Annotated in this window: 18 protein-coding genes; 4 read left to right on the forward strand and 14 right to left on the reverse strand. The window is 70.3% G+C overall.

The features are described 5' to 3' along the window. Positions 1-560: 560 nt before the first annotated feature. From ACFY0P_RS36255 to ACFY0P_RS36280, 6 genes are all read right to left on the reverse strand, one after another. Entirely contained in the window at positions 561-1,628 is a 1,068-nt protein-coding gene (locus tag ACFY0P_RS36255) for an AI-2E family transporter (RefSeq protein ID WP_388923062.1), read from the reverse strand. A 417-nt stretch (positions 1,629-2,045) separates the two neighbouring features. Continuing rightward, positions 2,046-3,125: a hypothetical protein gene (locus ACFY0P_RS36260; RefSeq protein WP_388923065.1), complete on the reverse strand. Its 1,080-nt coding sequence runs from the start codon at positions 3,123-3,125 to the stop codon at positions 2,046-2,048. Between the two features lie 32 nt (positions 3,126-3,157). Further along, positions 3,158-4,891 (reverse strand): thiamine pyrophosphate-dependent enzyme, encoded by a 1,734-nt coding sequence (locus ACFY0P_RS36265; protein WP_388923068.1) that lies wholly within the window; start codon positions 4,889-4,891, stop codon positions 3,158-3,160. Positions 4,892-4,986: 95 nt separating this feature from the next. Beyond that, the gene (locus tag ACFY0P_RS36270; RefSeq protein ID WP_388923070.1) at positions 4,987-5,832 is read right to left on the reverse strand and encodes an alpha/beta hydrolase; all 846 of its coding nucleotides are present in this window, start codon (positions 5,830-5,832) and stop codon (positions 4,987-4,989) included. A gap of 265 nt (positions 5,833-6,097) precedes the next feature. Then, the gene (locus tag ACFY0P_RS36275; RefSeq protein WP_388923072.1) at positions 6,098-7,291 is read right to left on the reverse strand and encodes a PucR family transcriptional regulator; all 1,194 of its coding nucleotides are present in this window, start codon (positions 7,289-7,291) and stop codon (positions 6,098-6,100) included. 272 nt (positions 7,292-7,563) lie between these two features. Continuing rightward, positions 7,564-8,064, reverse strand: coding sequence for a hypothetical protein (locus tag ACFY0P_RS36280; RefSeq protein WP_388923075.1), 501 nt, complete (start codon positions 8,062-8,064; stop codon positions 7,564-7,566). Positions 8,065-8,329: 265 nt separating this feature from the next. On the opposite strand from ACFY0P_RS36280, the gene ACFY0P_RS36285 reads away from it, so the two are divergent. Further along, entirely contained in the window at positions 8,330-8,881 is a 552-nt protein-coding gene (locus ACFY0P_RS36285) for an HdeD family acid-resistance protein (protein WP_383712549.1), read from the forward strand. Between the two features lie 30 nt (positions 8,882-8,911). Here the strand turns inward: ACFY0P_RS36285 and ACFY0P_RS36290 are convergent, their stop codons facing one another. The 3 genes from ACFY0P_RS36290 to ACFY0P_RS36300 all read right to left on the reverse strand — a co-directional run bounded on the left by ACFY0P_RS36290 (position 8,912) and on the right by ACFY0P_RS36300 (position 12,520). Continuing rightward, positions 8,912-10,120, reverse strand: a complete 1,209-nt coding sequence (locus ACFY0P_RS36290; protein ID WP_388923078.1) for a PucR family transcriptional regulator — start codon at positions 10,118-10,120, stop codon at positions 8,912-8,914. 586 nt (positions 10,121-10,706) lie between these two features. Beyond that, positions 10,707-11,129 (reverse strand): hypothetical protein, encoded by a 423-nt coding sequence (locus tag ACFY0P_RS36295; protein WP_388923235.1) that lies wholly within the window; start codon positions 11,127-11,129, stop codon positions 10,707-10,709. 227 nt (positions 11,130-11,356) lie between these two features. Further along, the gene (locus ACFY0P_RS36300; RefSeq protein ID WP_388923081.1) at positions 11,357-12,520 is read right to left on the reverse strand and encodes an NAD-dependent formate dehydrogenase; all 1,164 of its coding nucleotides are present in this window, start codon (positions 12,518-12,520) and stop codon (positions 11,357-11,359) included. Between the two features lie 420 nt (positions 12,521-12,940). Between ACFY0P_RS36300 and ACFY0P_RS36305 the strand changes: the two genes are divergently transcribed. The 3 genes from ACFY0P_RS36305 (at position 12,941) to fmdA (ending at position 15,318) form a co-directional block, all read left to right on the forward strand. Then, positions 12,941-13,213 (forward strand): FmdB family zinc ribbon protein, encoded by a 273-nt coding sequence (locus tag ACFY0P_RS36305; RefSeq protein WP_388923084.1) that lies wholly within the window; start codon positions 12,941-12,943, stop codon positions 13,211-13,213. 191 nt (positions 13,214-13,404) lie between these two features. Continuing rightward, entirely contained in the window at positions 13,405-14,043 is a 639-nt protein-coding gene (locus ACFY0P_RS36310) for an AmiS/UreI family transporter (protein ID WP_388923087.1), read from the forward strand. A 24-nt stretch (positions 14,044-14,067) separates the two neighbouring features. Next, positions 14,068-15,318 (forward strand): formamidase, encoded by a 1,251-nt coding sequence (fmdA, locus tag ACFY0P_RS36315; RefSeq protein WP_388923090.1) that lies wholly within the window; start codon positions 14,068-14,070, stop codon positions 15,316-15,318. A gap of 98 nt (positions 15,319-15,416) precedes the next feature. On the opposite strand, the gene ACFY0P_RS36320 is transcribed toward fmdA, so the two are convergent. The 5 genes from ACFY0P_RS36320 to ACFY0P_RS36340 form a co-directional block, all read right to left on the reverse strand. Beyond that, a complete protein-coding gene (locus tag ACFY0P_RS36320) occupies positions 15,417-15,716 on the reverse strand; it encodes a hypothetical protein (protein ID WP_388923093.1) in 300 nt (99 codons plus the stop codon). A gap of 432 nt (positions 15,717-16,148) precedes the next feature. Beyond that, a complete protein-coding gene (locus ACFY0P_RS36325) occupies positions 16,149-17,282 on the reverse strand; it encodes a sugar ABC transporter substrate-binding protein (RefSeq protein ID WP_388923096.1) in 1,134 nt (377 codons plus the stop codon). A 203-nt stretch (positions 17,283-17,485) separates the two neighbouring features. Next, positions 17,486-18,757 (reverse strand): sugar ABC transporter permease, encoded by a 1,272-nt coding sequence (locus ACFY0P_RS36330; RefSeq protein WP_388923099.1) that lies wholly within the window; start codon positions 18,755-18,757, stop codon positions 17,486-17,488. A 14-nt stretch (positions 18,758-18,771) separates the two neighbouring features. Then, on the reverse strand, positions 18,772-19,566 hold the full coding sequence (locus tag ACFY0P_RS36335; protein ID WP_388923101.1) for an ATP-binding cassette domain-containing protein: 795 nt from the start codon (positions 19,564-19,566) through the stop codon (positions 18,772-18,774). A gap of 36 nt (positions 19,567-19,602) precedes the next feature. After that, a complete protein-coding gene (locus tag ACFY0P_RS36340) occupies positions 19,603-20,691 on the reverse strand; it encodes a substrate-binding domain-containing protein (RefSeq protein WP_388923104.1) in 1,089 nt (362 codons plus the stop codon). Between the last annotated feature and the right edge of the window lie 75 nt (positions 20,692-20,766).

Below are 20,766 nucleotides of genomic sequence, written 5' to 3' on the forward strand. Positions count from 1 at the left end.
ACAAGGGGGGAACGGCCGAGCTGGGGACAGAAGGTCGGCCGCGACCGCAGCCCGCGCCATCCCTTCCGGGCGCCTTGGCGCGATCCCTGCGGCGCGAAGGATCAAATCACGGAGCATGCCCGGCATCCAGTCGGTCGTTGCTCCCAGCAGGGCAGTTGAAACGGTCGGCCAAGCATCCGTGCATACATGCACACGGATTGAGGGCAGCCTCTCTACATATAGTGCTGCACATTGAAACCGGGAGCTGCTGTCACGTCTGCTCCGACCCGGACAACTCCGCATCAACCGAACTCACCTGTGCCGCAGTTGCGCCTTCGCTGTGGAGATCCGGTTGCAGACTCAGTCATGTACGCGTCCGCGCGCCCGGTTCTCTGCCTGCCCCGCTGGTCAGGCCGGGGGCCCTGGCCGAGCGAAAACTCCGTGACAAGAGCCCGACCACCGGGCCGTCATGATGCCGAGAGTGCTCACGCAAGGCCGGGCGCTACCTACCGTCGGTGCGGTGGGCGGCGATGGCGACCGGCGGGCCTCCGCCGCACACAACAGTCGACGCTGACGCTCATTCAGGTACGGCCGACTGCTTCATGACCTTGGGCCGGGGTCTCGTGCGTCGTCGTGAGGCTGCCCTGCCGACGGGTTCGCAGCGCCGGGACGGTGATGGCCTTGACGGCAGCGGCGATGGGGATCGCCATCAGCGCACCGATGAGTCCGAGTAGCGTTCCGCCGATGAGCGCCGCGAGCAGCACGGCGAGGGCCGACATCTGCACCGCGTTGCGCAACACCCTCGGTGCGATGAGGTAGTTCTCCAGCTGCTGGTAGACGACGAAGAACAGCGCGACGACGATGGTGTTCGGCCACAGGTCGGTGGTGGCCAGGGCGGCGACGATGCAGACCACGGCGCCAAGTGTCGCGCCGATCATCGGGAGCAGGTCGGTCAGTGCGACGAAGACCGCCAGCGGAACCGCGAACGGCACTTGCAGGGCAGTCAGAGCGACGAACGTGGCGACTCCGGCGATCGCCGAGATGGCGAAGTTTCCGATCATGTATGAGCCGACCTTGTCGGCGACGACGGCAACGGCGGCGTCGGCCTTGCGGCGGTGCCGTTGCGGGAAGGCGGCGACCAGCCCCTTCCGTATCCGGGGCAGGTCGAGCATGAAATAGATGGTCAGTACGCCCACGAGCAGCGCCGAGGATACGGCGCCCATCGCTCGCTGCCCATACGTCCAGGCGTTGTGTCCGGCTCGATCGAGCATTGTCCTGGCCCATGCCGTGACGTGCTCCAGCAGGTGGAAGCGGTCGTCCAGCCGGGCGAGGGGCGGCGACTGCCTGCGCAGATGCGCCAGGTAGCCGGGGAAGTCGGAGGTGAGGCCCGTGCCCTGGCTCAGCAGCGGGGGAAGAAACGCCCACAGAAACAGAGCAGCCAGGACGAGCGTCGTGAGGAAGATGACTGCGACCGCGTGCCCGCGTCGGGCTCCGCGCCCGACCATCCAGCGCACCGGCGGATCCAGGCTGACGGCGAGGAACAGCCCGATGACTGCCTTGACCAGCACCGAACGCACGCTGTACAGCGTCATGGCGGCCACGGCAACCGCCGCGACGCCCCCTGCCGCCGCGACGGCCCAGCCGAACACGGTCAGCCGTGACACCGGCGCCCGGCCGGTCCTCTGATCGCTTCGATCGCCGTCGGCGGGTGCCTCGGATATTCGTCGCCCGTCTGTCTGCATGCGAACCCCTCTCAGTCCACGTCGAAACCCCCACGACCCGAACGGCGTGGTATCGGGCACCCTGCCCGGTTCGTCCCCGTGGGCGGACTCGCTCCTCATCGCCGGGGCGGCGAGGCGCCGCCGCGGTTCAGATCCGCGGCGATGCCGGTACATGACGTCGTCGCGCTCCTTGCGGCGGCGGCCCGGTCCTCTCCTCCCTCTCCTCGTGCCGGTGGCCGAGTCGCGGCTGCCTGTCCGGCCGGGCCGGCCCCACGGGTGATCCGGGCCGCCCCATGCCGTCGACCAGCGTGTGGAGTAGGGCGGGTTGGGCGGTCGGCGCACCCGCTACCGGGCGTGCCACTCCCTGGCGCTGGCCGTGTAGACCGTGCGGCGGGCGCGGTTGAGGTTGCCGAGGGGGCGGAACTCCGCCGGGGCGTGCCAGGGATTGAAGGCGAGGGTGTCGATGCGGTCGCGGGTGGCCCGGCCCTTCGCGTCGAGGGTGTTCTGGGCGGGAATCGTCAGGGTGGCCACGGCGAGCCAGGGCGAGTCGCTTTCCTTCCATTCGACCGCCCCGTCCTCGATCGGTGTCAGCCTCTCGCTGACGTACTTCTGGATGTGCAGGGCGAACCGGACCGACGCGTCGCTCAGCCGGGCGGCGAAGTCGGCCTGGAGGGCGTCGGGCGAGTCCGGCGGCAGGGCGGGCGGCGGGGCGGGGTTGTCGAGTGGGCCGAGTGGGCTGAGGCGGAACCTGACGGGTCCGGTGGCGCCCCACAGGACGGCCCCGCGGCTCCAGTAGGACTCCAGGGCCAGCCCGGGCGAGGGACGGTTGGCCTGCCTGAGATTGCGGAGGACGCGTGCGGTCTCCGCAGGGCCGAGCCGCGCCAGCATGCGGGGCAGGACCAGGGGCTTGGGACCGGCGCCGATCCTGGCGATCTCCACGAACTGGGTGGCGTCGCGGGCGTGGGAGACCGGGTAGCTGGTCATGAGGAGGTCGTGTTCGCCGCCACCGGGGAGGGTCAGCTTCAGTGCCGCGCCGCGGAGGTCGGGGCTGCCGTCGGGCCGGACGGTGCCGCTGGCGTTGGACAGCCGGACGACGGCCGGCAGCCGGGCTCCGGCGGTGAAGTCTCCGGCCCACAGGTCGGAGGGCAGATCGGTCCGGAAGGCGAGTTCGGCGTTGTCCACTCCGACGACGATCTTGGCGTGGAACGTGCGGCGGGAGACCTGCGAGCCGGATTTCCGCTTGTTCGTCCGCTGGACGGCGACGACGACGTCCGCCAGGTCACGGAAGTGGGCCTCTTCGGCCTCCGGTGAGCCGCCGTGGTAGATCTCGCGCCAGCCGCCGGGCGTCGCGTCCGGAGCGGCCGCTGGGGCCGGTGCGGCTGATGCGGCCGGTGTGTCCGGCGGGGAGTCGTGGCTGTCTGTCATGGTGCGTCTTCCTCCGTCGACCGGGCGGCCGTTCAAACGATCCGGGCGTTGTGCGTGGCGGTCTCGATGACGTCGTCGAGGCGGCCGGCGAGGATCTGCCGTGCCGCGCTGAGCGTGAATCCGGCGGCTGTGCCGGCGGGGACGTGGGCGGGGACGGCGAGGGCGTAGGGGTCGACGAGGACGTCGACGACGACCGGGCCGCCGGTGTGGGCCAGCGCGGCCGCGAGGCCGTCCGCCACGTCACCGGGGTCTTCGATGCGGATGCCCCTGGCGCCCATGGCCTCGGCGACGGCGGCGAAGTCCGGGTTGGCGAAGTCGGTCCCGAACGGGACGAAACCGGCTTCCTGTTGCTCGATCTTGACGAAGTCCAGGCCGCTGTTGTTCAGCACGATGTGGACGACGGGCAGTCGGCGCTGTACCTCCGTGAGCAGGTCGCCGAGCGCGAGCATGGTGAACCCGCCGTCGCCGCACAGCGCGATCGTCTGCCGTCCGGGGAAGGCCAGTTGTGCCCCGAACGCGCCGGGCGAGGCGGTGGCCATCGACGCCCACGAGAACGATCCGAGCAGCCGCCGCTTCGGCCCGTACCTGATGTGCCGGGCCGCCCAGATGACGGGGGTGCCGGTGTCGGCGAAGAACAGCGCGTCGTCGGCGGCGAGGTCGCTGAGGACCGTGGCGAGGTACTCCGGCCTGATCGGCCTGATCCGCGGCCCCTTCTCCGCGTAGTGCCGCATCCTGCGGTGGAACCGCTCGGTCTCCTCCACACAGCGGGCGAGGAACCCGCCGTCGGACTTCGGCTCGACCAGTGGCAGCAGCGCGGCCGCGGTGGCCCGTACGTCGCCGGTGACGGCCAGGTCCACCGGTACGCGCCGGCCGAGCCGTTCCGGGTCGTGGTCGACCTGGATGATCCTGGTCCCGCCGTGCGGCAGGAAGCTGCTGAACGGAAAGTCGGTGCCGAGCATCAGCAGCACGTCCGCGTGCTGGAGCGCGTGATGGCAGCCGCCGTAGCCGAGGAGGCCGGTCATCCCGACCGCGTTCGCGTTGTCGTGTTCGAGGAACTGCTTGCCCTTGAGGGAGTAGCCGACCGGTGCACCCAGCCTTCCGGCCAGCGCCGTCACCTCCGCGTGCGCCCCGGCGCAGCCCTGGCCGCCGAAGACCGCCACCGTGCCCGCCTCGTTGATCAGCCCGGCCATGGCGGCGAGGTCCGCCGCTCCGGCCGGCGCACGTACCGGTCGGGGCAGCCGGATCTCGTAGCGGTCCTTCGGCGCGTGCGCCGCCGCGACGTCACCGGGCAGTGCGACGACCGCGGGGCCGCCCCGGGTCACCGCGGCCGTCACCGCGGAGGTCACGACGGTGCGGAGCTGGCCGGGATTGACCAGCCGGCCCACGTACACCGCCGCGGAGGCGAAGAACCGGTACGGATTCAGCTCCTCGACGGTCTCGCTGTCCATCAGGCCGGTTTCGGTGTCGCCGGCCAGGACGATGACGGGCACCTTCTCCTTCAGGGCGTCCAGCATGCCGTTGATCAGGTGTGCCACTCCTGGGCCTGCCGTCCCGCACACGGCTACCGGATGCCCCGTCAGTTTCGCCTCGGCGACCGCGGCGAAGACGCCGAACTCCTCGTTGCGCACGTGCACGAAGTCGACCTGACCGTTGCGGCGCATCGCGTCGACCACCGGGTTCAGTGCGTCGCCGACGATGCCGTAGCAGCGCCGTACGCCCGCGCTGACCAGCATCTCCCACAGGCCGTCGGCCACCGTTTTCGACATGGGGGTGTCTCCGTTCTCAGCCGGTCTCAGCCGGTGTCAGCCGTTCTCGTCGGGCTCGGGCTCGGGTTCGGACCCCGATCCGGATCCGGATCCGGTCAGCGGGTTTCGCCGGGCGCGGCGTCGAGGACGCCGGCGCGCGGGCTCAGTGCCCAGTCGAGGGCGAAGTCGGCGACGGCCTCCCAGCCGGGCTCACCGCAGGTGAAGTGGTCGCGGCCGTCGAAGACGACGTGGGCGGTGACCGCCGTCGAGTGCTTCGCGTTCTTCTCGTAGTTCTGCCGCTGGACGACCGGGGGCAGGATGTGGTCGCTGCCGCCGGAGACGAACAGCAGCGGCGCCCGGTCACCGTCGGCGAAGTCGAAGGTCGTGGCCGCGTGCGGGGTGACGGCCGCGAGGCCGCCCTGGAAGAGGATGCGGGCCGGCGTCGGCACGGCGTAACGGTCGTAGGCCCGCCGGGAGGCGTCCTCGTCCAGGGTGTTGGTGAAGGCGTAGTGGAACTGCTCGGCCGTCAGGGGAACGGCCCGGTGTGCGTTCGCCGGGTTCTTCAGGACCGGCAGGACCGAGCGGAGCTCCGAGAACGGCATCGCGTTCACGCCCTTGACCGCGGCGCCGTCGATCGACACTCCGGCCGCCCCGAGCCCGGCGCCCACCAGGAGCTGGGCGAACGTCCCGCCGAACGAGTGCCCCATGATGATCGGCGGGGAGTCGAGTTTCCCGATGACGGCGGTGAGATGATCCAGCACCTCGCGCACCCCGACACCGGCTATCGCCGAGGCGTCCTCGCGCAGCGCCGCCACCCCGGCCTCCCCCGGCTCGATCCCGGGGTATCCGGGCGTGAGCACGGTGAAGCCCCGCTCCTCGTACCGGGCCGCCCAGTGCTCCCAGGCGAGCGGCGTCATCCACAGGCCGTGGATCAGGACGATCGTGTTCGGTGCGGAAGTCATGCCCGCATCCCTCCCTCGCTACGGCAGCCGCCGGGGCGGACGCCCGGCCGGTTCTGTCCTGCCGCCGTCAGCGTGGCACCGCTCGCACTGTGCACAGGGCCAAGGATTCGACCGGCTGTTGTGCACGGCACCAACCCCTGACGGCAGCGAAGTCGAAGACGCCGACCGCGAGCGGTGCCGGGGCGCGTCCTCGTCCGGCACCGGCCGCCCGGAGCCTGTTCCGAGGCCGGGCCCCGTCGGTGCACCCGGCGGCCCCCGCCGACTCTCACTCGGGCCGGGCCAGGGTGTCGCCGCCTGTCGTGTCCCTCCAGACGACGGCCAGCCGGGCCAGTTCCCGGTGTGCGTGCCGGTCGAGGTCGAGGCCGGTCAGCTTCTCGATCCGGTTGATGCGGTAGAGCAGGGTGTTGCGGTGGGCCGGGAGCGCCGCCGCTGCCGCGGTCCGGTTGAAGCCGTGCGCGGCCAGGCACCGCAGCGTCTGCGACAACGTCCCGGAGGGGTCCTCGGCGTCCAGTCGGCCGAGGACCCGCCGCACGATGTCCTCGGCCAGCCGGGGGGAGTTCGCGAGCATGAGCTCCGTCAGGAAGTCGTCAGGGCGGATCCGTCCCCGGCGTCCGGCCCGGCCCGCCAGGGTGACCAGGTCGTGCAGGTTGCCCACCGCTTCCGCGAGCCCGGCGGCGGCGGTGGCCGACTCGGCGGCGAGGATCAGCGCGCTGTCGGCGAGGAAGCCCGCCCAGTCGAAGCCCGGACCGGTCAGCCCGGCGACGCGGTGCCCCTGGGTGCAGGCGAGTGCACCCGCGGACCGCAGACGCGCCGCCAGACCGGCGTGCGCGGCGGCCGAGCCGCCGTCGATCGCGGCGACGAACGGGCAGTGGGGCCCGGCGAGTTCGAAGCCCAGCCGCTCCGCCCGGTCGAGGTCCTCGATGGTCGTCGCCGACCGGGCGCAGACCCGGGCGAACAGCGTCGCCGCCCGGGAGTCGCCGTCGGCGGACGGCAGGTCCCGCTGGTCGGCGAACGCCCGCGTGACGGTCGTCAGGGCGATGTCGAGGAACGCCCACGGCACCTCCAGGTCAGGCGGCGGCCAGGCACCGCCCTCGGGCGGGCCGGCCTCCGTCACGGTGCTCCGCACCGCCCGCGCCGCACCGCAGCAGGCGCGGATCGCGTCCTCCACGGTGAGGCCGTGCCGCGCCGCCTCGCGCGCCGCCTCGTACAGGTCCGACAGCGCCTCCCCGCCGGGCTCCTGTCCGCTCAGCAGCCAGTTCCTGACCAGTTCCAGGCTGCGGCGGATCAGGTACTCCATGGCTCCCGCCTGGGAGCCATGGCCAGGTATCCGTCCGACCGGGGTGCCGCTCAGCTCGCGGGCCAACTGCCGTGCCAGCGCCGCGCTGTCCAGGTCCTGGAGTACGCCGCGCAGCCGCCCGGCCACCGCGGGCCCGACGCCGGCCCGGGGCGTGGCGTACATGGCTGTTACCTTCCAGATGCTCGGTGCGGACCGGTTCTCGCCGGTACACGGGGGAGGCAGCCCACGCATGGCAGCCGGTGGCGGCCGGTGCACGGGCAGCCGGTGGCGGCCGGCGCACCGGGATGTGGCGCACAGGGATGTCCGGTGCGGCCTGTGCGTCGGGGGGCCGAGGACGGCCGGCGGACGGGTGGGGTGGCCGCTGCCATGGTCACCGTCGGCCCCGGTGCTGCCGGCACGCGTCGGGCACGGGCCGTGCCGTCGGCGCGAGACCGCTACAGCATGTCCGGCGGCGGGAGCAGGAAGTTCCATGCGCTCAGCACCCCGCTGACGAACGCCACGAGCGAGGCGGGCAGCAGCAGGTAGAGCCCGGCGGGCCTGCCGGACGCCAGGACGGCTCCGCCGGCCACGAACAGCAGCATGACGACGATGCTGGTGTCACGGCGGTCGAAGAGGCCGGTCAGTCGCTTGTCGGCGGTGACCGGAGCGCGCCTGCGCCGCCCGATGGTCAGCAGGCTCAGGCCCCCGGCCAGCCCGGCGGTCATGAGCTCGGCGCCCAGCGCCCGGTCGGCCTGGCGGGGCACCAGCAGAATCGTCGCCATGACCAGCGGCGCGAGGAACAGCACGAGGGTCTGCGCCGCGATCGCGCGCAGCACCGGGTGTCTGGCGATCCGGTTGGCGTTGAGGGACACCGCGACGAACAACAGGCCGGTGAGCGCACCGCTGGCGCCTCCGGTCATCACGGCGAAGCTTTCCCAGTCAACGGGACCGGCCATGTCCTCGCACTCCCCGCGTAGGCAACTGGAACAGGTCTTTCCGGACAGCTTCCGCGACACTCGGGCACTGCCCCGGCGGCCATTTCCCGCGGGGGCCGCGCGGGACCGCGGCCGGTGTCCGGCGCGTGCCGGACACCGGTACAGGATCCCCTCCGAATGCGCGTGCTGTCCGCTCCATTCAACGCCCTTCCGTCCTGTGCGCGGGCACGAAGGCCCGGCGTCTTTTTGGGAGTTCGCCCAACGGGAGCGCCGATAGCTTCGCGGCATGAACAAAAGCCCCGTCGCCCGCCTGGGCGGTTCCTGGACCTGGCATCTGCTCTACGGGCTGGTCTCGATCGTCATCGGTGTCATATCCCTGGCGTGGCCCGGTCCGACCCTCGTCGTACTCGCGGTGGTCCTCGGTGCTCAGCTGATCGCCACCGGGGTCTTCCGGCTGGTGGGATCGGCGAGTCTGGGGGAGACCGGTACCGCCCGCACCCTCACCGCGGTCCTCGGCGTGGTGAGCCTGCTGCTCGGGCTGTACGCGATCCGGCACGTTCTGATCACGGTGCTCGCGCTGGGGCTGTTGCTCGGCGTCTACTGGATCGTGGACGGTTTCACGGCCGTGTTCGCGGCGGTCGACCATCCCGGCCTGCCCGGACGAGCATGGAACGTCTTCATCGGGCTGCTCGGTGTCCTGGCCGGCCTGACGCTGCTGGTCTGGCCGGGGCTGTCGCTGCTGACGCTGTCCTTCCTGGCCGGGCTGTGGCTGATCATGCTCGGCGCCATGCAGCTCGGCCTGGCACGCCGGATCCGGGGCATCGCGCGACCGGCCTGACCGGCCGGGTCCCCCGTGGAGAGGCGGGAGCTAGTCGAAGGCGTCCGGCCGCCCGGAGGCCGGCTGCAGGGCCGGGGCGACGGTTTCCCAGGTGACGGCGAGCAGCACCAGGGTGCGGTCCCGCTGGTCCTTGAGCGACAGACCGGTCAGCTTCTCGATCCGGCCCATCCGGTACAGCAGCGTGTTGCGGTGCACCGGCAGCGCGGCCGCCGCCGCGGTGCTGTCGAAGCCGTGGACGGCGAGGCACCGCAGGGTGTCCGCCAGATCCACGGCCTCGGCCCGCTCCAGCGGACCGAAGACCCGCCGGACGATCCGGTCGGAGGCTTCCGGGGAGTCGGCCAGCAGCAGTTCGGGCAGGTAGTCGTCGGCGCGTACCCGGCCCCGGCGTCCGGAGCGGGCCGCGATCGCGAGCAACGCGCGCAGGCCGTCGACCGCCGCGCCGAGCCGGTCGCGGGCGAGTGGCGGGTCCTGGGCCAGGATCAGTCGCGGGTCGTCGAGAAACGCCTGCCAGCCGAACCCGGGCGGTGTCAGCCCGGTCACCCGGATCCCCTCGGTGAACGCGAGCGCCCCTGCCGTGCGCAACCGCGACGCGAGATCGGCGTGCGAGGCGACCGTGGCCCCGGTCAGCAGGGCGGTGAAGGGGCGGTACGGTTCCGCCAGGTCGAACCCGAGCCGGGCGGCCCGGTCCCGGTCCTCGATCGTGACCGGCAGCCGCGCGCACAACCGGTCGAACAGGGCTCGGGCGCGCCGGTCTCCGGCCGTGGACGGCGCGTCCTGCTGGTCGGCGTAGGCCCGCGCGAACACGTCCACCACCAGGTCGAGGTAGTCCTCCAGACACCCCCAGACCGTGTCCCACTCCGCGAGGAGCACCGCCCGGTCCTCCTCACCCGCCAGGTCGAGCAGTGTCTCCCAGAACATCCGCGCACCACGGCGGTAGACCAGGATGCTGTCCTCGATCGGCTGGCCGGCGACAGCTCGGGCGCGCAGGAACTCGTGCAGTTCGGAACGGAGGTAACTGTCCGGCGGGATCCCGTTGACCATCCAGCGCAGTACGAGGTCGACGTTCCAGCGCACCACGGCCGTCCGGTCCACCGGCCACTCGAACCTGGTGTATGCCGGCAATTGGCCGAACCCGGCCTCCATCCGGCGCACCACGACGCCGACGTCGAAGCGCTCCAGAACACGCCGCAGTTCACCCCCGCCTGCCGAACCCGCACCGGACGGGGGACGCGCATTCACGGACCCGATCCTTCCACATCCGTGCGCCCGTCCGGGCCGTCGATACCTGCGCACTTGCTGCTCGCGGCAGGCGGGGCAGAGCCGAGCGCAGACGTAGTCATCCGGCACGGCCGCCGGGCCGGGATGCGCCGGGCTGCGCCGCGTCGTCGGGCCGGGTTCCGGTCCGGGAAGGTTGGGGAAAGGGTCTCTCGGAGGTGGCGCGGCGCGCGGTGGGGAGCCGGGCTGCGGACTCGGCGGTCCCGGGACGAACGGGTCCTCCAGTTGCGGGGCGCGCGTGGTGTCGCCGACCGGCTGCCGGATCCGATTCGGGGGCTGCGGCTTCCTGAACCGGGGAACACGGCGGCACCGTCAGCCTCTGGATCGCGCCGCGACCTGCGCAGCCGTGGGGTCGGGGTGAGCGGATTCGAGCGCGTCGTCACGGCCCTGCCGACCGTGGTCCGCGACCGGGACGGCATCGACCAGCGGAAGGCGTCGGATGACGGCGTTGTGGTTGCGGTCGGTCCGGATCACCGCGAGTGGGATGCCATGACCGTACGTGGTGGGATCGTGTCCCGATCCGGTTCGGCCGGGGAAGCGCCGGGGCTCGTCAGAGCTTCCCGCCGATCTCGCAGGCCCGGCACGGCGGTCGCCCGCAGGTGCACTGCATGAGGGCGTCGAGGACCTGGCGGTCGTGGTAAAGGCACTCGTCCTTGCAGGTGTGGCGCGGGATGAATCCTGCCGGGATCTCGCCGGGCCACGGCTCGTGGCCGTCCCGGCAGCGGACGAACCGTTCGGGGTCGGTGGAGTGCAGCTCGTGCATGCTCGACCGTGCCTCGTCCTCCAGCTCACGCACTCGCTCCACCAGAGCCTTGAGCTCGGCGGCGAGGTGGGAGTACCGGTCGGCGCCGGTTCTTACGTGCGCGGCCCGCAGTGCCATCGCTGCGTTGCCCAGAAACCTGCCGGCGTCCTGAAGGTCGGTCACGTGGTGCATCTGGATACCGGTCACGCCCCGGACCCACACTGCGTCCATGCTCACTGATCCACCTTCCCGGCGTTCGCCTGGTTTTCTTATGAGAGATTAGGCGCGGCGCCGCTGTCTCCGCATAATGAAAAGCAATGTATTTATGGACGCTAAGGGTTTGCCCCGGGCCCGTCCAGTAAATCGTGGGTGAACCGGCTCACAGCCGGGTGGTGGATCTTCTATTGAATCTGCAGCTTTTTTCTTTGTCCGCCGGACATCGCTCGCGCCCGTCTCGGTCATCCGGCGACCGTGTAGGAACTCGCTCCCGTGCCGGCGAGCGCACCCCCTTCGACGATCAGGTACTCCGGGCGGATGGGACGACCGTCGAGCCAGCACTCCAGGATCTCCCGCGTACCGGCCGCGTAGCGTGCCTGCGCCGAGAGGGTCGACCCGGACACGTGCGGCGTCATCGCCTCGTGGGGCATGGTCCGCCAGGGATGGTCGGGCGGTGGCGGCTGCGGGTACCAGACGTCACCGGCGTAACCGGCCAGTTGGCCGCTCTCGAGAGCCTGCACCACGGCGTCCCGGTCGACGATGAGCGCCCGTGCGGTGTTGACGATGTACGAACCGCGCCTCATGGCCCCGATCAGCTCGGCGTCGAAGAGGTTCTGCGTCTGCGGATGCAGCGGAGTGTGGATCGAGAGCACGTCGACCGAGGAGGCCAGCGAAAGGACGTCGGGGTGCCAGGTCAGCTCCAGTTCCTCCTCGACCTCCTTGGCCATCCGGCGCACGTCGAAGTAGTGCAGCCTGACGTCGAACGGCTTGAGGCGGCGCAGCACCGCCTGGCCGATGCGGCCGGAGCCGAGGACACCGACGTCCATGCCTTCGAGGTCGTAGGCGCGCGAGACGCTGTCGGCGATGTTCCAGCCCTTCCTGGCGGTCACCCACTCGTGAGCCGGCATGTAGTTGTGCACCAGGGTGAGAATCTGCATCACGGCGTGCTCCGACACACTGATGCTGTTGCTGAACGTCACCTCGGCCACGGTCATGCCATGGGCGATGGCGCTCGTCAGGTCGACGTGGTCCGACCCGATCCCCGCGGTGATCGCGAGTCTGAGCCGGGGGGCCGCGGCGATGCGTTCGGCGGTCAGATAGGCGGGCCAGAACGGCTGCGAGACGATCGCGTCGGTGTCGGGAAGCTCGCGGTCCAGGGTGGAGTCCTCCCCTTCTTTGTCGCTCGTGACGACAAGGGTGTGCCCCCGGTCCTCCAGGAACCGGCGCAGTCCCAGTTCTCCTGAGACGCAGCCGAGGAGGTGCCCCGGGGTGAAATCGACAGCCTGTGGGGTCGGTGTGGTCTGACCGCCCGGATAGCCGCTGATGACGGGAATCTCGTCGCGGGCGTAGTCGGGAGGATAACCGCCCACGGGGTCCGGATAGAGCACCGCAAGAATTTTTGCCATGACGTCCTCCATCGGTAGAACACCGATGATCTTGAATTTTAGTCGAGTGTGCGCCGACACTGCAATGCCCTGGAATAACGGACGGGCGTTCCGGCGGACAGTGATGCGGCTATTTCGAAGGGGCCGGTGACGGGAGTTCGGGGGCCGTTCCGTGCACCGTCTGCGCGGGGCGTCCTGGCGACGGTCGCACCAGGTGGCCCACCGGGCGGGGCGCACCCGGGTGTCGCGGTGGGGCTTGCGGCAGCAGCGGCGTTCGCCAAGTCCCCGGGCGGAGGTCCACACCCGGTCGTCCGGTACTTGACACCGGGATGTGCGAGACGTCTCCTGGAACGTAGGAAACGTGCTGCGGCGTGCGCTGGTTGGGCGTGCGCGCAGGCACTCGGGTTTGTCAGCAAGTCCACCGGAATTCGGAGGCTGCTGATGGCAACCTACGCATACCTGTGCAGCCGATGCGGGCCTTTCGACGTGAGGTTGGCGATCGGGACGGCGCCCCAGGCGTACGGCTGCCCTGTCTGTGCAGGCGCTGCGAGACGTGTGTACTCCTCGCCCGGCCTCACGCTGACCTCGAAAGCGGTTGCCGCCCTCCGTGCCCGGGAGGAGCAGGCGCGTGAGGCCCCGGCAGTGGTCTCTCAACTGCCGCCACGCCGAAGGGTGCGCCCGCACCCCGCACTCTCGCGGCTGCCGCGTCCCTGAAGGCGGTGGTCGGCAAGGCAGAACGTCTCATGCGGGTTCGGCATCGGAACACGACGTCGTCCCGTAGCGGTGTGCGGAATGCGGGATCACGCGACGCGGGCGCCGGGAGCCGGCCGTGTCCGCGGCGGCTCATCGGTGGCCCTGGCACCACGCGATTCCCCTCCCCACGCGGACTGAGGAGGTGTGTCCCCGTGGGAAACGTGGGACTGCTCTTCGTCGGTGCGGTGCTCTTCATGAACGGGCTGCTCCTGCTCGGAAAGGTCGACACCCGAGCAGGAGCGGTGTTCAACCTTTTCATAGGCGCACTGCAGGTACTGACGCCTACTTACCTCATCTTCACCGCCAACGACGACCCCCTGAAGATCCTGGCGGCATCCGGCATCTACCTTTTCGGATTCACCTACCTCTATGTAGGTGTCAGCCTGCTCGCCGGTCTCGACAGCACCGGCGTCGGCTACTACTCACTGTTCGTGGCAATTGTCGCCCTGGGATATTCGTTCGCCAGTTTCCGGCTCTTGAAGGATTACCCCTTCGGAGTCATCTGGCTCTACTGGGCCTACCTGTGGTTCCTGTTCTTCCTGCTGCTCGGTCTCAAGAAGGACGACCTCAAGATCTATACCGGCTGGGTCACGGCGATCGAAGGCTGGGTCACCGGTGTGATTCCCGCCGGGCTGCTGCTTTCCGGCTACTGGAAGCACCCCACCGAGATCGCCATCGCACTGGCGGCCTTCGGCGTCGTGGTGTTCGCGGGGCTGTGGCCGCGCACCCACAGAACGCCCCGGCCGACTTCAGCGGCTCCGCGGGTCGGAGGTGCGGGCGCACCAACGTGACCGGATCAGAATCTAGGAGTTCTCATGCCTGAAATTCTCTTCAGCGTGGACCACAGCAAGTCGATGCGTGACCAGGCCGTGCCCGGCCACAACAGGTGGCACCCGGACATCCCCACCGTCGCCATGGTGAAGCCGGGAGCGGAGTTCCGCATGGAGTGCCGCGACTGGACCGACTGCCAGGTCGGCAACAACGACACCGCCAACGACGTACGCGACATCGACCTGACCATCCCTCACATGCTCAGCGGCCCGATAGGCGTGGAGGGCGCCGAACCCGGCGACCTGCTCGTCGTCGACCTCCTCGACCTCGGCCCCGTGCCGCAGCAGACCGGGGACGCGGCGGGACAGGGCTGGGGCTACACCGGCATCTTCGCCAAGGCCAACGGCGGAGGCTTCCTGACCGACTACTTCCCGGACGCCTACAAGGCGATCTGGGACTTCCACGGGCAGCAGGCCACCTCCCGCCACCTTCCGGGTATCCGCTTCACCGGGATCACCCACCCCGGGCTGTTCGGAACCGCCCCGTCCACCGAGATGCTCGCCCGTTGGAACGCCCGCGAGCAGGCACTGATCGAGACCGACCCCAACCGGGTCCCGCCCCTCGCCGTCCCTCCGGACAGCACCAACGCACTGGCGGGCACGGCCACCGGAGACCTCGCCCAGCGCATCACCGCGGAAGGCGCGCGCACGGTGCCGGCCCGCGAGAACGGAGGCAACCAGGACATCAAGAACTTCACGCGTGGTTCGCGGGTCTTCTTCCCCGTGCACGTCAAGGACGCCAAGCTCTCCGGAGGAGACCTGCACTTCAGCCAGGGCGACGGAGAGATCACCTTCTGCGGCGCCATCGAGATGGGCGGCTTCGTCGACCTCCACGTCGACCTGATCAAGGGCGGCATGGAGACGTACGGCATCTCCACCAACCCCGTGTTCATTCCGGGCAACGTCGAGCCGAGGTACACGGAGTTCCTCACCTTCATCGGGGTCTCCGTCGACCACGACACGGACACGAACTACTACCTGGACGCGACGCTGGCCTACCGCCGGGCCTGCCTCAACGCCGTCGAGTACTTCAAGAAGTTCGGCTACAGCGGAGAGCAGGCCTACCTGCTGCTCGGCTCCTCCCCCATAGAGGGACGTATCAGCGGCATCGTCGACATCCCCAACGCCTGCTGCTCGCTGTACGTGCCTACCGCCATGTTCGACTTCGAGGTCCGTCCCAGCGCCGCCGGACCGGCGAAGGCCGATCGAGGCCGGTGCGCGGTGGCCACCGCCTGACCTGATCCCGGCCGCGGTGTCGCAGAGGATCAGAGGAGGGCGTGGAGCGACTCGGGGCGCGCCCGTGACGGGCGCGCCCTCGGGTGCCTGCGTGACCGCTACCGGACCAGGATGATCACGAAGCTTCCGTTGTCGAATCGGTGGTTGAAGCAGAACCCCGGATTGTTGAAGCAGAATCCGGGGTGGCCGAAGCGGAATCCGCCGTGGTCGAAGCGGAATCCACCGTGGTCGGAGCAGCGCCAGTCGCCGTGGCCGAAGCACCAGTCGGCAGGCACCTGGGTGTGCACGACAGGGGCCGCGGCGGCGGCCGTCCCGGCCGCGCCGACCGCTGCGCCGCCAGCCAGCAGAGCGCCGGCAGCGAACGCCGCGCCGAAACGCCTCGCGCGCTGTGCTCGCATGCTGGATACGCCCCCTTCCTTCCGTCGTCTCGCGCGGCTCTCGGCTGCGCGAGAAGGATGGCGACAGCCGCGGAGCACGTCCCGCATCCAAGCTCCCGCTGTACGGGAACCAGCCGACCAGGTGCGTACTCCCTGGATGCGCCCTATTTCCCATACGTGAGAGAAGTCCATTTGGATTGCCCTTGGCGCGTTTCGTGCTGCACACGCCGTCCTCGCGGTATCGAGGCCGGACGGAGGCTGAAGAGGGAGGTCCGGCACGGTCCTGACGAACAGCCCCTCGACGATCAAGGACAAGGGGCCGGTAGGGCGGTTCCCAGCCGGGTTCGTAGCAGCCGTCCGGCAGGCCGACGGTGCGCGACGGAGGAAAGCCGACGATCATGCCGAGGCCGACGATCGCGCCGGTCGGCCAGGCGGCCATGGGGCGCTTCGAGGTCACCGCTCTGCGGGATGCCGTGGCTGGGTGTCACGGGCGGTCCTCACCGTCGGTCGAAACTGTTGCCCCACAGAACTGTTGCCCCACAGAGACGTGTCGGTGCTCCGGACGCTGGGGACGCCGCCGTACGTGCCGCCGTCGGCGGTGACGAGCGGGGCGGAGAGCTGGTCCTCCAGAAGTCCGCCGCGGACCCGCACGATGGTGCTCTCGTGGTCGGTCCTGCCGGGCCCGAACGTCTTCCCGTCGATCGCGTCCTTCAGGTAGGCCAGGGCGTACTTGGCGTAAAGGTCGACCGGCTGGGACACGGTGGCGTCGATGGTGCCCTCGGAGATGTACTTGAGCTCCCTGGGGATGCCGTCGTTGGAGACGACGAACACGTGCTTCGGGTCCCTCGGGCCGACCAGCAGCCCCTGCTGCCTGAGCACGTGGAGCGTGCTGGAAAGGGCGAAGCTGGCCTGCATGTAGATGCCCTTGATGTCCGGGTGCGCGGTCAGGTCGGTCTGGAGCTTCTGCGCGGCGACGTCCTCGTCCCAGTTGGTGACCTCTCCGAACACCCTGATGTCCGGGTAGTTCGCCTTCATGCACGCGTTGAACCCGTCGGTGCGATCGCGGCTGTTGATCGACGAGAGGTCGCCCTGGAGCATCACGACCTTGCCCTTGCCGTCCAGCTTGGTGCCCAGGTACTTGCATGCCTTCTCGCCGTAGGCGCGGTTGTCGGCGCGGACCACCATGTAGACCTTGCCGGTGTCGGGGCGGGTGTCGATGGTGACGACCGGGATCTTCGCCGCCTGCAGCTGGGCCAGGATCGGCGCGATGGCGAAGGTGCTCTGCGGGGCCATCGCGATGCCCTCGGCGCCCTGGAGTATGAGTGTCTGCGCGTTGGCGGCGAGCTTGGCGACGTCGTCCTGCGAGTTGGTGGTCCTGAGCGAGAGGCCGAGTTGCTTGGCGTACTCGGGGGTGTACTTGATGTACGCGTTCCAGAAGTCGGTGTCGGAGCGCGGGTAGTCGACGCCGACCAGGGGCTTGCCGCCGCTCGACGTGGCCGGGCTGTCGGAGCCGCCACTGCAGGCACTGAGCAGCACGAGTGCGGAGAGGACGGAAGCAGCGGAGCAGAGGACGGGTCTGGGCCTCATCGGTACTTCCTCGCGATGGTCCCGAAGCGCCTGCCGTCTCCCCCGGGCTCATCTGAACGACGGAGACATGCCACTCGGCCGACACCAAACTGTCTCATTAGCCAATATACCTGGACAGGAATCCCGTCCTGTCCAGCCCCGGCCCAGCGCCGCCCGCGGCCCCGGCCCCCGCCCCCGCCCCCGCCCCCGCCCCCGTGGAGGCGTCAGGCGCGCCCGTGCGCCTGTTGCGTGTGCCGGGACAGGGAGTCGATGACCACCGCGGCGAAGAGCACCCCGCCCGTGATCACCAGCTGGGCGGCGATGGGCGTGTCGGTGAGGGCCATGCCCGAGGCGATCGACTGGATGACGAGTATGCCGAGCACCGCGCACCAGGTCGTACCGCGTCCTCCGAACAGGCTGGTGCCGCCGATGACGGCGGCGGCGATGGCGTTGAGCAGCAGGACGCCGGAGCCCGAGTTCTGGCTCACCGAGGTGATGCGCGAGGCCAGGAACAGGCCGCCGGCCGCCGCCAGGGTGCCGGAGACCGCGAGCACGGCCGTCTGTACGCCGGTCACGCTGAGGCTGGCGCGACGGGCCGCCTCGACACTGCTCCCCAGCGCGTAGACCTGCCGTCCGTAGGACGTGCGCCGGAGCACGATGTCCAGGCCCGCCACCGTGGCGAGGAAGATGAGCAGAGCCAGCGGCAGGCCCTGGAACTGGTTCAGCAGATAGGCGGAGCCGAACGCGATCACCGCCACCACTCCTGTGCGCACCCCGATGGTGTGCAGCGGGCGGTGCGGCATGCCGACGGCCCTGCGGCGGCGCCTGTTCAGGTAGGAGGCGAGGAAGACCAGGGCCGTGGCGAGTGCCGCCACCGCGTAGGCGACGCCGGCGTTGGTGAAGTAGTAGCTGGTGAGGTGGGCGATGAGCCCGTTCTCGTCGAGGTTGACGGTGCCGCTGGTGCCGAGGATGGCGAGCATGAGCCCGTTCCAGGTCAGCAGCCCGGCGAGGGTGACCACGAAGGCCGGTACCCGGGTCCTCGCGATGGAGTACCCCTGGACGGTTCCCGCCACGGTGCCCGTCAGCACGGCGGCGATCAGGGCGAGCCATTCCGGCACGCCGTGGTTGACGTTGAGCACCGCGAAGACCGCGGCGGCCAGCCCGCTGATCGAGCCGACCGACAGGTCGAGTTCACCGAGCAGCAGCACGAAGACGATGCCGACCGCGATGAGGCCCGTGCCCACGATGTCCACGCTGAGGTTGGACAGGTTACGAGGTGAGAGGAAGGCGGAGTTCAGGCACTGGAAGATGATCCAGACCGCGGCGAGGACGAGGGTGACGGGAAAGTAGCCGAGCTCACCGGCGCGCAGACCGCGCCGCCGGACGGCGATCCAGCCCGCCACGGCACGGGTGACGGTCCGCCCGGCACGGCGCCGACGGGCTTTCGCGGTGGCCGCCGCGGGATCGGTCCGCGTCTCGTCCGGCATGTCACGCATCCCTTTCCCCGCTCTCACGTATCCCTTTCCCCACTCTCGGCCTCGTGGTGGGCCGGCCGGCGGGGCACGTTCTCCGTGGCGCCCGTGATGGAGGAGATGATCTGCTCCTGGGAGGTGGTGCTCACGTCGAAGAAGCCGTTGTTGCAGCCGAGCCGCAGCACGGCGGCCCGGTCGGCGAGGGCCTTCACATCGCCCATGTTGTGGCTGATGAGCAGGATCCCCAGGCCGTGGTCGCGGAGACGGTCGACGAGGTCGAGGACCTCGGTGGTCTGCTCGAACCCCAGCGCCGCGGTCGGTTCGTCCAGAAGAAGGAGGCGCGGGTCGCCGAGAAGCGAGCGGGCGATGGCGACGGTCTGCCGCTGACCGCTGGACAGCGACACCAGGGGACCGCGCAGATCCGGGACGTTCCGGGTCAGTCGCTCCAGCAGTTGCGTGGTGCGGAGCTCCATCTCCACCTCGTCGAGGAAGCCGAACCTGCGGAGCTCCCGCCCGAGGAAGAGGTTGCCGACGACGTCGAGGTTTCCGCACAGCGCCAGGTCCTGGTAGACGGTGGCGATGCCGAGGTCCCGGGCTTCCTGGGGGCGCCGGATGTGCACGGGCCGGCCCTCCCACTCGATGCTCCCCTGGTCCGCGGGAGCGACCCCGGAGATCACCTTGACCAGGGTCGACTTGCCGGCTCCGTTGTCGCCGAGCAGGGCGAGCACCTCGCCGGCGTAGATCTCCAGCTCGATGTCCCGGAGGACCTCGACGACGCCGAAGCGCTTGCACACGCCGCGCAGGGCGAGCAGGGGGGGCGGCAAGAGAATCATCTCCTTCCCGGGCCTGAGGTCGGCCGCTCCCGCCTGTCAGGTCAGCCCGGCCTTGTGGCAGGCGCCCGCGAGCGGCGGGGGGCAGATTTGTTCGAGCGTGTACACGCCGTCCCTCACCAAGGTGTTCTTGATGGTGGCAAGGATCACGGGCACCGGAGTGAGCAGCACGGCCGGAACCTCCGCGCCGCTGCGGGTTTTCACCCGCCTGGTGGCCACCCCGTCGAGGCGCTGGCCACGGGCGGCGGCCACGGCCATGGCGCCGCCGGCGGCGGCCTCGGGTCCGAACGGCTTGTAGACGGTCATGTACTGATCCCCGGCGACAATGCGCCGTACGGCCGCGAGCTCGGCGTCCTGCCCGGTGACAGGGGGCAGCGGGGTGACCTTGTCGGCCTTGAGGGCGGCGATACTGCCGGCGGCGAGGCCGTCGTTGGCGGCGTAGACGCCGTCGATGCTGTCGGCGCCCAGGGCGGAGAGGGCTGCGGACATGTTCCGGTTCGCCGCCTCCGTGGCCCACTGGGGTGTGTCGTACTCCTTGGCGATCGTCACCTTCCCCCGGAGTTCGGACAGTGCGCCCTGCTTGAACGACAGCGCGTTGGGGTCGCCGGGGTCGCCGTTCATCATCACGATCCGGCCGCCGTGCGCCTTGGCGCCCATGGCCGTCAGCAGCGCCCTGCCCTGGAGCCTGCCGACCGCCTCGCCGTCGAAGGAGACGTAGCCCGAGATCGGGCCCTCGACCAGGCGGTCGTAGGCGATGACCGGGATGTGCGCGGCAGCCGCCTTTCCGACCGAGGGGCCCATGGCTCTGGCGTCGACGGCCGTCAGCACGATGGCATCGACCCCGTCGGCGATCGACGAGTCCATCTGTTCCTGCTGGATGGCCACGTCACCTTTGGCGTTGGCGTGCTGGGTCGAGCAGCCGCCGCACAGCTGCCGGATCCGCCGCTCCAGCAGGGGCCTGTCGTGCGTCTCCCAGCGGGCTGTGGTGGAGTCCGGCAGCAGCACGCTGATCTTCCGCGCGCCCCCTGCGCCGGAGGTGCTCCCCGAGTCCGCTCCGCAGGCGGTGAGGGACACGGCCGTCGAGACCGCCGCCAAGGCAAGGGCGGTGTCCCGAACGCAGGCTCTCATGCGCGAGACCTCCCTCCTCCCTGGAGCGCCGCGGCCGCAACCGCGGCGCAGTGGCGCGGCCGGCCGGGGCGGGGC

Source organism: Streptomyces sp. NPDC001714 (assembly GCF_042892755.1).
Lineage (GTDB): Bacteria > Actinomycetota > Actinomycetes > Streptomycetales > Streptomycetaceae > Streptomyces.

Bases quoted from the DNA above. Each gene is read 5' to 3' on its own strand.
- ACFY0P_RS36260 (WP_388923065.1), bottom strand. From the start codon at position 3,125: ATGACAGACAGCCACGACTCCCCGCCGGACACACCGGCCGCATCAGCC.
- ACFY0P_RS36265 (WP_388923068.1), bottom strand. From the start codon at position 4,891: ATGTCGAAAACGGTGGCCGACGGCCTGTGGGAGATGCTGGTCAGCGCG.
- ACFY0P_RS36270 (WP_388923070.1), bottom strand. From the start codon at position 5,832: ATGACTTCCGCACCGAACACGATCGTCCTGATCCACGGCCTGTGGATG.
- ACFY0P_RS36275 (WP_388923072.1), bottom strand. From the start codon at position 7,291: ATGTACGCCACGCCCCGGGCCGGCGTCGGGCCCGCGGTGGCCGGGCGG.
- ACFY0P_RS36280 (WP_388923075.1), bottom strand. From the start codon at position 8,064: ATGGCCGGTCCCGTTGACTGGGAAAGCTTCGCCGTGATGACCGGAGGC.
- ACFY0P_RS36285 (WP_383712549.1), top strand. From the start codon at position 8,330: ATGAACAAAAGCCCCGTCGCCCGCCTGGGCGGTTCCTGGACCTGGCAT.
- ACFY0P_RS36295 (WP_388923235.1), bottom strand. From the start codon at position 11,129: ATGGACGCAGTGTGGGTCCGGGGCGTGACCGGTATCCAGATGCACCAC.
- ACFY0P_RS36300 (WP_388923081.1), bottom strand. From the start codon at position 12,520: ATGGCAAAAATTCTTGCGGTGCTCTATCCGGACCCCGTGGGCGGTTAT.
- ACFY0P_RS36305 (WP_388923084.1), top strand. From the start codon at position 12,941: ATGGCAACCTACGCATACCTGTGCAGCCGATGCGGGCCTTTCGACGTG.
- fmdA (WP_388923090.1), top strand. From the start codon at position 14,068: ATGCCTGAAATTCTCTTCAGCGTGGACCACAGCAAGTCGATGCGTGAC.
- ACFY0P_RS36320 (WP_388923093.1), bottom strand. From the start codon at position 15,716: ATGCGAGCACAGCGCGCGAGGCGTTTCGGCGCGGCGTTCGCTGCCGGC.
- ACFY0P_RS36325 (WP_388923096.1), bottom strand. From the start codon at position 17,282: ATGAGGCCCAGACCCGTCCTCTGCTCCGCTGCTTCCGTCCTCTCCGCA.
- ACFY0P_RS36330 (WP_388923099.1), bottom strand. From the start codon at position 18,757: ATGCGTGACATGCCGGACGAGACGCGGACCGATCCCGCGGCGGCCACC.
- ACFY0P_RS36335 (WP_388923101.1), bottom strand. From the start codon at position 19,566: ATGATTCTCTTGCCGCCCCCCCTGCTCGCCCTGCGCGGCGTGTGCAAG.
- ACFY0P_RS36340 (WP_388923104.1), bottom strand. From the start codon at position 20,691: ATGAGAGCCTGCGTTCGGGACACCGCCCTTGCCTTGGCGGCGGTCTCG.